The organism is Polaromonas sp. P1_G1 (genome assembly GCF_056405595.1).
This window is the reverse complement of the sequence record NZ_JBFUBU010000015.1, coordinates 81596-91188: the sequence shown is the minus strand read 5'-3', so window position 1 is coordinate 91188 and position 9593 is coordinate 81596. Positions and strand designations below refer to the sequence as shown.

Here is a 9593-nt window from a genome sequence, read left to right as displayed (position 1 = left end):
CCGGGGGTAGCCCGGCGGCTACTCACTTTTCTTTTGCTTCGCCAAAAGAAAAGTAAGCAAAAGAAAAGGCGACCCTGGTTGCTGCGTCCCTTCGCTTCGCTGCGGGCAACCTGCGGTGCTCGGTTCAGGCGGGGTCTCGCTAAACTCGCTACGCTGCGCTTCGCTCAGACAACGCGATCCCTGATCCGCCTGAACCTCCGCTCCTCGGCGCATCCACAAGGGGTGGGGATAGGAATACCAAACAGCCGAAGACAAGTCCTGAATACGGAAAACAAAAAGGACACGCCATGGCGTGTCCTTTTTGTATTGGTTCCCGCTTCCGATCCCGATTGCCCCGTCCTGGCTGGGCCGAGGAGCGCAGAGACAAGCGGATCAGGGCCGGCGTTGTCTGAGCCGAAGGCGAGTTTAGCCGGACCCCGCTTGGCTCGAGCACCGCAGGTTGCCCGAAGCGAAGCGTAGGGACCCAGACTGCGGGTCGCCTTTTCTTTGGTGACTTTCTTTTGGCGAAGCAAAAGAAAGTTACTTGCCGCCGGGACAAGACCGGCCTCACCATCTCAGGGCGCCCCGAAGCCAAATCGGCGAAACACCCCCTGCGCAGTCGCCGACAGCAAGAAGCCGGCAAACTCCCCAGCAGCAACATCCCCACCCCGCACAGTCAACCCATAAGCCGCACTCACCTGCAAGGCGACCGGAATCTGCACCACACTCATGCGGGGCAGTTCCTTCTGCACCGCCACGGCATTGGTGCAATAAGTCAGGAAGAGGTCGGCGCGGCCTTCGCTGATCAGCCACTCATAGACGCTCCGGCCGGGCGGCGGCAGGGGCGCCTCGGGCGAACCGGTGAGCTTGAGGGCCTTGGCGTCCAGCGCCGCGTAAGCACCGGACCTGAGGGCATCGGCCTTGCGGAACAGCGCCCACGCATAGTCACCCGAGGGATCCGCTTTGGGTGTGGAGGTACCTAGCTTGACGGCCGGGTCCAACATCAGGTCCAGCAGCCTGTCCGGTTCGGCCTTGAGCGCCGGCACGGCCAGCGCGCACAGCTGGTTGCGCACGAACAGGGTGGGTTGCACCCACGTGCTGCCGGCCATGGAATGCAGGCGCTGCGGATGTTGCGTGTCCGCCGATGCGAACACCTGCGCCGGCTCGCCCTTTTCAATGCGTTCGCGCAGCAGGCCGGAGGCGCCAAAGGTCAGCTGGGTCTTGAGGCCGGTGCGTGATTCATAAACGTGGGCAATCTCCGTGAGCGCCTCGCGCAGGCTTCCCGCAGCGTAAACACGCAGCGGCGCGGCACCCTCAGCAGATGCTGCAGGCGACTGGGCATGCGCCATAGTCAGGCCTCCGGAAAAAACAAGCACAGCAGCAATCCAAGCCAGCAGGCGCCGCGGGACTGGCTTTGCCAGACCGCAGGCGCCGCCCCCTTGAGGGGGGAACAGGCTACACGCAGTGAGCATGGACAGGGGGGAACTCATTTGTTCGCGTTAGGGAAGAACAGCTGTTCGCCGCCGATCTTGTACCCGGCAATCACCCCCTGCCCCGCAGGCGAAATCACCCAATCCACAAATTTTTGTGCTTCGACCACCTTGGTCTGTGGGTGCTTCGCAGGGTTCACCACCATCACGCCGTACTGGTTGAACAGCCTCGTGTCACCTTCAACGAGCACGGCCAGGTCGCCGCGGTTCTTGAAGGACAGCCAGGTGCCGCGGTCGGCCAGCACGTAGCCGCCGCTGCTGGCTGCGATGTTGAGCGCCGGGCCCATGCCGCAGCCGCAGGCCTTGTAGTTGGCAAAGGCCGGCTTGTCGCCGGGTGTTTCGATGCCGGCGCTTTTCCAGTAGCGCAGCTCGGCCGCATGGGTGCCGCTCTTGTCACCGCGCGAGACGAAGTTGGCATTCGCCGCACTGAGTTTTTTCAGGGCCTCGACGATGTCCTTGCCCTTGGCTTTGGCCGGGTCGGCCGCGGGGCCTACCAGCACGAAGTCGTTGTACATGACCGGAAATCGCTTGATGGCAAAACCTTCGGCCACGACCTTCTCTTCGGCGACCTGGTCGTGCACAAAGAGCACGTCGGCGTCGCCGCGCCGGCCCATGTCGATGGCCTGGCCGGTGCCGACGGCGACCACCTTGACGTCTACGCCCGTGGCCTTCTTGAATTCGGGCAGCAGGTAGGGAAACAGGCCCGACTGCTCGGTCGAGGTGGTGGACGCCATCACGATGGTGCCGGTTTGCGCCGCGGCCAGCGTGGCCGCCATGGCCAGCGGGACCAGAACGAGTGTCCTGAGGGTCTTCAAGGTGATCATGCGAGTTCTCCTTTTAAAAATGCTTCCGCCGCGGCGGGAACGGGTCCGTTGAAAAATTCCGCCACCGGCAGGTCGGCCACCAGCCGGCCCTGCTCAAGGTAAATCACGCGCTGCGCCAAGCGCTTGACCTGGCCCAGGTTATGGCTGCTGAAGATCAGCGTCATGCCGGCTTCGGCGAACTCGGCCATGAGGCGTTCCACCTCGCGCTTGGCAGAGGGGTCAAGGCTGGCCGTGGGCTCGTCGAGCAGCAGCACCTGCGGCTTGAGCGCCCAGGCCCGCGCCAGCGCCACGCGCTGCTGCTGGCCCCCAGACAAGGCCTTGGCGTTGCGCGTGGCCAGGCCTTCGAGGCCCACGCGCTCCAGCGCGGCCCGCGCGTTCGCCTTGGCATCCGGCCAGCGCACGCCGCCCAGCCACAGGCCCAGGGCCACGTTGTGCAGCACGCTGGCGCGCAGCATGTAGGGCCGCTGGAACAGCATGGCCTGGCGCGCCTGCGTGTCATGCTGCAGGCTGCCGGCCACGGGACGGACCAGGCCGTTAAGGGTCCGCAGCAAGGTGCTTTTGCCGCTGCCGTTGGAGCCCACCAGCGCCAGCCGTTCGCCGGCCTGGATGCGCAGTGTGCAATCGCTGAGCGCCTGCACACGGCCGAAGCGCACACCGACGCCATGCAGGTTGAAGACCTGCGTCATACCGGCCCTCCCTGCGCGGCCAGGCTGGCCGGGTCCGGCAGGCGGTCGTCGAACTGTTCGCGCCAGCGCCGCACACAAGCGATCAGGATATTGAGTAGCAGCACCACGCCCAGCAGCACGATGCCCAGGGCCAGCGCCAGCGGCAGGTCGCCCTTGCTGGTTTCCAGCGCGATCGCGGTGGTCATCACGCGCGTGAAGCCGTCGATGTTGCCGCCCACCACCATCACCGCGCCGACTTCCGACACGGCGCGGCCGAAGGCGGCGATCAGCACCGTGAGCAAGGCATAGCGCTCGTCCCACAGCAGGATCAGGCCGCGCACGAAGCGGCCCGCGCCCAGCGACTGGAACTGCTCGCCGTGGCTGCGGTCGGCATCCTCGATCGCCTGGCGCACCAGCGCGGTGACCACCGGCAGGACCAGCACGGCCTGCGCCAGCACCATGGCCTTGAAGGAAAACAGCCAGCCCAGAAAGCCCAGCGGCCCGGTGCGCGACAGCAGCAGATAGACCACCAGCCCGACCACCACCGAGGGCAGGGCCAAGGCGGTGTTGAGCAGCGCCAGCACCGCGCCGCGGCCGCGAAAGCGCGACACGCCCAGCCAGGCGCCCAGCAACAGACCGCCGCCGCAGGCGATCACGCAGGCCGACGCGCTCACGGCCAGCGAGCGGGCGACGATGCCGGCCAGCACAGGATCGAGCGAGGTGATGAGGGAGAAGGCCGTGGCGGCGCTGTCGGAGAAGGTGTTCATTGAGGAATTTGGAGAGCACTCTAGCCTAGGGCCTAAGTCCTTGATTTACATCAGGAATCATCGCTATGAAGAGATTTGCATAGGTTGCACGGGCATCGCTCCTACCCCTCCCTGCCCCGCCGGCCCCTGCACTCATAATCAGTGCACTTACCGTTTGCCATGCACAAAGTCGAACTCTCCTACCTGCTGACGCCGCAGCGCGGCAAAAGCGCGCTGATACGCAACCCGCTGATGGACCTGCTCCACGCGGTGCGCGAGCAGGGCTCCATCTCCAAGGCTTCCAAGGCGCTGGACCTGTCTTACCGCCACGTGTGGGGCGCGCTCAAGGACTGGGAGCAGACGCTGGGGCGCGAGCTCATCGTCTGGGACAAGGGCCAGCGCGCGCGGCTCACCGAGTTCGGCGAAAAGCTGCTGTGGGCCGAGCGCCAGGCGCAGGCCCGGCTGGCGCCGCAGATCGAAGCCCTGACCAGCGACATCGAACGCGCGTTTTCCACCGCCTTCGACGACGATGCCCATGTGCTCACCCTGTATGCCAGCCACGACGCGGCGCTGTCCGCCTTGCGCGAGCAGGCCGGCGCACGCGGGCTGCACCTGGACATCCGCTTCATGGGCAGCGTTGACGCGATCGCGGCGCTGAATGCCGGGCGCTGCATGATGGCCGGCTTCCACACGCTGGAGCAGCCGGGCAGCCAGTCGGTCACCGCGCGCAGCTACCGCAACCTGCTCAAGCCCGGCCTGCACAAGCTGATCGGCTTCGCCCACCGCACGCAGGGCCTGATCGTGGCCAAGGGCAACCCGCTGCGCATCACCGGCATCGCCGACCTGGCGCGGCCCGGCCTGCGTTACGTCAACCGCGCCGAAGGCACGGGCACGCGCGTGCTGCTCGACGAGCTTCTGGCCAAGGCCAGCGTGGCCGCTTCATCGGTCGCGGGCTACCAACGCCAGGAGCCTTCGCACACGGCCGTGGCCCAGGCCGTCGCCAGCGACGCGGCCGACGCGGGCCTGGGCATCGAGGCGGCGGCGCGTGAAAAAGGCCTGGGCTTCGTGGCGCTGGCGCAGGAGCGCTACCACCTGGTCTGCCTGAAGTCCGAGCTGCCCACACCGCAGGTGCAGGCGCTGCTCACCGAACTGCAAAGCCGCGACTGGCAGGCCACGCTGGAGGAACTGCCCGGCTACAGCGGCAAGCAAGCCCAGAGCGGCAAGGTGCTGTCCCTGCGCGCCACCTTGCCCTGGTGGACCTTCCGCAAGGAAAAGCCCGGCAAGGCCGCCTGAACCGCCCGAACCACATAAGCCGCGCACGCCGCGCCTCCCGTTTTCACAGCGCGCAGGAACGGAAGCCGCAGAACAGATCGTCCCGGTCCGGCAGGGCAAAGCCGCGGTGCCTGGGGTTTTTCATGCGCGCGCGTGTCGCGAAGGATGCGCCGCGCAGCACCTTGTGCGTGCCGAAGCGCGGCTGGGAATAGGCCTGCCAGGGGCCGGGCACAAAACCCGGATAGGGCCTGAAGCTGCTGCCCACCCACTCCCAGACATCGCCCCATTTAAAACCGCGCCGCGCCGCCGTGTGCGCGGCCAGTTCCCACTCGACTTCAGCCGGCAGGCGGCGCCCGGCCCAGCGGCACCAGGCATCGGCTTCCCACCAGCTCATGTGCATCGCTGGCTGGCTGCCCTGCATGCGGCGCGGCACGCCGAAACGGTTCTGTATCACCGCGCCGCTGGAGATGCCGATCTGGTCGACGTAGCGCGGGCCGCGCCGGCCCTCGCCCGCCGCCTGGCCCTGCAGCCAGCGCCAGCCGTCCGGGTGCCAGAGCTCCTCGCGGTCGTAGCCGCCGTCGCCGACGAATTCCACATACTGCGCCCAGCTGACGGGCTGGGCGTCGATCTCGAACTCCGGCACGCTGACGGCGTGCGCCGCCTGTTCATTGTCAAACGCAAAACCCGCGCCACCCACGCCACCATCGCTGCCCATCCGCCACACCGTGGCCGGGACCAGCAGGGGATCGCGCAGCGCCATGGGCACCGGCGTGAAGGCCTCCTGCAGAGGTTTGTCCAGCGCCAGGCCCAGGGTCTGCGCGCCGCGCACCAGGGCTTCGCCGCGCATGTCCTCGAAGAACAGGCACAGGCGGTAGAAGTACAACGCATCGTCGCTGCCCTCCACGCCCCGGCCGGCAGGCGCGGTTTTTTCGAGCAGCTCCAGCGTGGCTTCCAGCGTGTCCAGCAGGTAGGCCCGGCAATTCGCCATGTCGGGCAGGTCCAGCGTCCAGCGCATGGCGTGCGGCACCTGCGCGCCCCACCAGCGGTCCGCGTTCGGCTCTATGGAGGCCAGCCGGGTCTGTGCGGGCGGGCAGCGCGCGCCGAGGGCGCGCTGCATGTTGCGGGCAATCCACCACTCCTGGAACCAGCCCACATGGCCGAGTTCCCACAGCGGCGGGTTCACGTTGGCCAGCCGCGGCACGGTGAAGCCGGCCTCCAGCGCATGCTGGTATTGCGCGAACAGGTGCAGGGTGTTGTTGCGCGCATCCATCAGAGCCAGCGACAGCGGATCACGGCCCGCGCCGCGCATCGCGGGCGAATCCGTCAGGGCGCCTGCCGCGGCCGGCGATGAGGAGGGTAATGAATTTGGTGTAGCGTCTGAAGCCAAGGCTGCCGTCCTCGCACGCCCGATGGTGATGGCCGCCAACAAGGCGCCATCACACCGCGCACGCGTTGAGGCCAGAATAGCAGAGACACGGCCGTCCTGGCAGCTATAAGCCAATAGCGTGCATCACGCATTTCCCCCGGCCGGCGCCTGTCTGTCGCGCCCGCCCCACCGCCGGTCGGCCCGGGTAAACCCATCCGTATTTTCCCCTTCTGATTCGGCAAGGACGCGGATAGACTGCGGCCAGCGCCTCCTGCGACAGGAGGAGGCCCCGCCAAACGCAGCGTTTTCCCCAAAACCACGATTCCAACGATTTCCACGATTTCCACGACTCGAACTTCAGTCCCCCACTGACCTGATCCCATGCAACTACACGACCTGAATTCAGCGCCCGCCGAACTCGACCTGACCCTGCTGGACCTCGGCCCCCTGGCCTGGGTGCTGGAAGAATTGCGCAAATCGCTGGAAGGCTCCACCAAGGCCCTCAAGCGGTTTATGCGCGAGGCCGAGGCCGGGCGGAACTCCGACATCGGCGCCCTGGACGCGACCCAGTTGCGCACCGCGCGCCAGCAGTTGCACCAGGCCGTGGGCGCGCTCGAAATGGTGGGCATGAGCGCCCCCGCGCTGGTGCTGCGCGCCATGGAAACGGCGGTGCAGAAATTCATCCAGTCGCCGGCGCTGTGCACGCCGGACGCCGCGGGCAAGATCGAGCTCGCCGGCTTCTCCATCGTCCACTACCTGGAGAACGTCCTGGCGGGCAAGCCGGGCTCGGCCGTGTCCCTGTTTCCCCAGTACCGCGACATCCAGGGCCTGGTCGGCGCCGACCGCGTCCACCCCGCCGACCTCTGGGTTTTCGAGTGGCGCTGGATTGAGCCGGTACTGGACATCACCGTCCCCGCCTGCGAATACGGCGATGAAACCCGGCAGCTGCTCGACAAGCTGATGCTGACCCTGATCCGCACCGGCGACCCGGAGGCCGCGCGCAGCCTCAGCGACATCTGCCTGGGTTTCGCCTGGACGCAAACCGGCATCGAGTCCAGGACCTTCTGGAAAATCGCCGCCGGCTTTTTCGAGGCGCTGGCGCAGGGTCTGCTGAACGTCGACCTTTACGTCAAGCGCGCGACCTTGCGCGTGCTGCTGCAATACGTATGGCTGGCCAAGGGCACCGAGGCCTCGGCCCGGCTCGCCGAAGACCTGCTCTTCCTGTGCTCCCAGGCCAAGGTCCAGCGCGCCGCCGATTCGCCCGTGCTGTCGGCGGTGCGCTCGGCCTACGGCTTGAAACGCTTCAAGCCGGTCGACTATGAATCGCTGCAGTTCGGCCGCTTCGCGCCGGCCCTGATCGCGCAGGCCCGCAAACGCATCGGCTCGGCCAAGGAAACATGGTCCGCGGCGACCGCGGGCGACCTCGGCAAATTCAAGACACTGACCGACCAGTTCAGCCTGGTCACGGATTCGCTGGTCAAGCTGCACCCGCCCAGCGAATCGCTGGCGCGCGCCATGGGACGCGTGATTGAAAGCACGGTCAGCTCCGGCCAGGCGCCCAGCCCCGAACTGGGGCTCGAATTCGCCACCGCCGTGCTCTTCCTGGAGGCCGTGTTCGACGACTTCGATCCCAACGACCCCCAGCTGTGGGCGCGCACGGCGCGGCTCGCCGAGCGGCTCGAGAGCGCGCGCAAGGGCGGGCAGGCGCAGCCGCTGGAGTCGTGGATGGAGCAGCTCTACCAGCGCGTCAACGACAAGCAGACCATGGGCAGCGTGGTGGGCGAGTTGCACTCATCCCTCGCCGCGCTGGAAAAATCGCTGGACCAGTTYTTCCGCACGCCCGAGGACACGAAACTGCTGGCCGTGGTGCCGGGGCAGCTGGCGCAGATGCAAGGCGTGCTCTCCATGCTGGGCCTGGACCAGGCGGCGCTGGCGGTGACGCACATGCGCGAGCTGGTCGAGCGCATGCTCAAGCCCGGCGCCGACGAACAGCAGGCCCACGCGGCCGGTGTCTTCGACCGTCTCGGCAACAACCTGGGCGCCCTGAGCTTCCTGATCGACATGCTCAACTACCAGCCCGCGCTGGCCAAGCGGCTGTTTGTCTACGATGCCGCCAAGGGCGAACTCAAGGCGGACAAAGAGGCTTAGGGCAATGCTGAACAAGGTCGGCGGCAAGCAAGTTTGAGGCGTTACATGGCGATGAAACAACAGACCAACCTGTACCTCGGCCGGACCAGTCTGATGGCACAGGTGCGCCCATGAACACGGAAAACGGGCCGCAAGGCTCGCCAAGCTGGTCGCTCAACGGCCCATTTGATGCAAATCGCCCCCTCATCAATCCTGGTAGATGCTTTGACGGTACTTGTTCAGCAAAGCCTTAAGTCAAACGTTATGCCTCATGAGGTCGCCGCAATGAGCGTATGGCAGGTACTTGGCAGCGGCGAGTGTTTCGTCCGCGCCGGAAAAGTTCACTCGTTCGAGTTGTCCGGATTCGTTCAAGCTCCCAGCGCCAATGAAGCAGCGAGCCGGGCCCTTTCGATTGCAAAGCAGCAGGTCGCGGAGTTGGCTCAAATGAACGAAGCGGCCCAACGCTGGCCGCTGATCAACTGGAACGAAATTCAAGAGGCGGACGCCTCCGCATTGGGCCCTGATCAGCTAGACAAGGTTGAACTTCACTGGGCGAACGATGCGGCATAACCATTCATTGCAGCCGACCTGCGCCAGCTGCGGTGGCTGGTCGGCTGAATTCAAACGTTAGGCTGCACGATGATCATCAGTATCGGTTGGTGTGTTCTCCGCGTCTCTCGAGATGCGTATGCGGAGACGCTCCTACAAGATGTACACATCCTGGACGAAGTCATCAAGAAGGAAGATGCCAAGTTGTGGGGCTCCTTCCGCGAGTGGATGGCCGCTAATAGTTCCCCCTGGCTGCTATGGACGCTTCATGAGCAACACAACAACCACGCAGGAATGCTGCAGGTGTACCTGTCGCGCAACCACAGGGGTTCGCCGTTCTGGGACATGCTTGAGTGGATCGCAGAGCACGGCCAAGGGAGCTACGGACTCTTCTATGTCAACGACGGCGAAGAATCCGAAAGCTCCGGAAACGTCTTCCGAGTACATCGGATCATGAACGGCCGCGTTGAGGAACTGCCTGACCCGTTCTTTGGACCAATAGTGCCCAACCTTGAGCCAGAGCACCCTCACAATCGCGACTTGCTAGACGGTGACTCAGCTGAGGCATAGAAACG

General features: G+C 65.7%; 9 protein-coding genes. 4 read left to right on the top strand and 5 right to left on the bottom strand.

The window, feature by feature from the left end; translation table 11 throughout:
- Nucleotides 1–554: 554 nt before the first annotated feature.
- From AC1D1Y_RS09985 to AC1D1Y_RS09970, 4 genes are all read right to left on the bottom strand, one after another.
- Nucleotides 555–1328, bottom strand: coding sequence for a molybdate ABC transporter substrate-binding protein (locus AC1D1Y_RS09985; protein ID WP_477682197.1), 774 nt, complete (start codon nucleotides 1326–1328; stop codon nucleotides 555–557).
- 137 nt (nucleotides 1329–1465) lie between these two features.
- Nucleotides 1466–2293: an ABC transporter substrate-binding protein gene (locus AC1D1Y_RS09980; RefSeq protein WP_477682196.1), complete on the bottom strand. Its 828-nt coding sequence runs from the start codon at nucleotides 2291–2293 to the stop codon at nucleotides 1466–1468.
- Entirely contained in the window at nucleotides 2290–2979 is a 690-nt protein-coding gene (locus AC1D1Y_RS09975; RefSeq protein WP_477653557.1) for an ABC transporter ATP-binding protein, read from the bottom strand. Before AC1D1Y_RS09975 ends, AC1D1Y_RS09980 begins: the two co-directional genes overlap by 4 nt.
- Nucleotides 2976–3725, bottom strand: a complete 750-nt coding sequence (locus AC1D1Y_RS09970) for an ABC transporter permease (RefSeq protein WP_477682195.1) — start codon at nucleotides 3723–3725, stop codon at nucleotides 2976–2978. Before AC1D1Y_RS09970 ends, AC1D1Y_RS09975 begins: the two co-directional genes overlap by 4 nt.
- 159 nt (nucleotides 3726–3884) lie before the next feature.
- On the opposite strand from AC1D1Y_RS09970, the gene AC1D1Y_RS09965 reads away from it, so the two are divergent.
- Nucleotides 3885–4997: a substrate-binding domain-containing protein gene (locus AC1D1Y_RS09965; protein WP_477682194.1), complete on the top strand. Its 1113-nt coding sequence runs from the start codon at nucleotides 3885–3887 to the stop codon at nucleotides 4995–4997.
- 43 nt (nucleotides 4998–5040) lie between these two features.
- On the opposite strand, the gene senA is transcribed toward AC1D1Y_RS09965, so the two are convergent.
- A complete protein-coding gene (gene senA / locus AC1D1Y_RS09960; RefSeq protein WP_477682199.1) occupies nucleotides 5041–6285 on the bottom strand; it encodes a selenoneine synthase SenA in 1245 nt (414 codons plus the stop codon).
- A gap of 438 nt (nucleotides 6286–6723) precedes the next feature.
- On the opposite strand from senA, the gene AC1D1Y_RS09955 reads away from it, so the two are divergent.
- The 3 genes from AC1D1Y_RS09955 to AC1D1Y_RS09945 all read left to right on the top strand — a co-directional run bounded on the left by AC1D1Y_RS09955 (nucleotide 6724) and on the right by AC1D1Y_RS09945 (nucleotide 9588).
- Complete coding sequence (locus AC1D1Y_RS09955) at nucleotides 6724–8490, top strand: FimL-related protein (RefSeq protein WP_477682193.1); 1767 nt, start codon at nucleotides 6724–6726, stop codon at nucleotides 8488–8490.
- A gap of 168 nt (nucleotides 8491–8658) precedes the next feature.
- Nucleotides 8659–9039, top strand: a complete 381-nt coding sequence (locus AC1D1Y_RS09950) for a hypothetical protein (protein ID WP_477682192.1) — start codon at nucleotides 8659–8661, stop codon at nucleotides 9037–9039.
- A 69-nt stretch (nucleotides 9040–9108) separates the two neighbouring features.
- On the top strand, nucleotides 9109–9588 hold the full coding sequence (locus tag AC1D1Y_RS09945; RefSeq protein ID WP_477682191.1) for an Imm7 family immunity protein: 480 nt from the start codon (nucleotides 9109–9111) through the stop codon (nucleotides 9586–9588).
- Nucleotides 9589–9593 lie beyond the last annotated feature (5 nt).

What these genes read in the sequence shown, in the direction of transcription:
- AC1D1Y_RS09950 (WP_477682192.1), top strand. Translation starts at nt 8,659, where the DNA reads ATGCAAATCGCCCCCTCATCAATCCTGGTAGATGCTTTGACGGTACTT.
- AC1D1Y_RS09985 (WP_477682197.1), bottom strand. Translation starts at nt 1,328, where the DNA reads ATGGCGCATGCCCAGTCGCCTGCAGCATCTGCTGAGGGTGCCGCGCCG.
- AC1D1Y_RS09965 (WP_477682194.1), top strand. Translation starts at nt 3,885, where the DNA reads ATGCACAAAGTCGAACTCTCCTACCTGCTGACGCCGCAGCGCGGCAAA.
- AC1D1Y_RS09980 (WP_477682196.1), bottom strand. Translation starts at nt 2,293, where the DNA reads ATGATCACCTTGAAGACCCTCAGGACACTCGTTCTGGTCCCGCTGGCC.
- senA (WP_477682199.1), bottom strand. Translation starts at nt 6,285, where the DNA reads ATGCGCGGCGCGGGCCGTGATCCGCTGTCGCTGGCTCTGATGGATGCG.
- AC1D1Y_RS09945 (WP_477682191.1), top strand. Translation starts at nt 9,109, where the DNA reads ATGATCATCAGTATCGGTTGGTGTGTTCTCCGCGTCTCTCGAGATGCG.
- AC1D1Y_RS09975 (WP_477653557.1), bottom strand. Translation starts at nt 2,979, where the DNA reads ATGACGCAGGTCTTCAACCTGCATGGCGTCGGTGTGCGCTTCGGCCGT.
- AC1D1Y_RS09970 (WP_477682195.1), bottom strand. Translation starts at nt 3,725, where the DNA reads ATGAACACCTTCTCCGACAGCGCCGCCACGGCCTTCTCCCTCATCACC.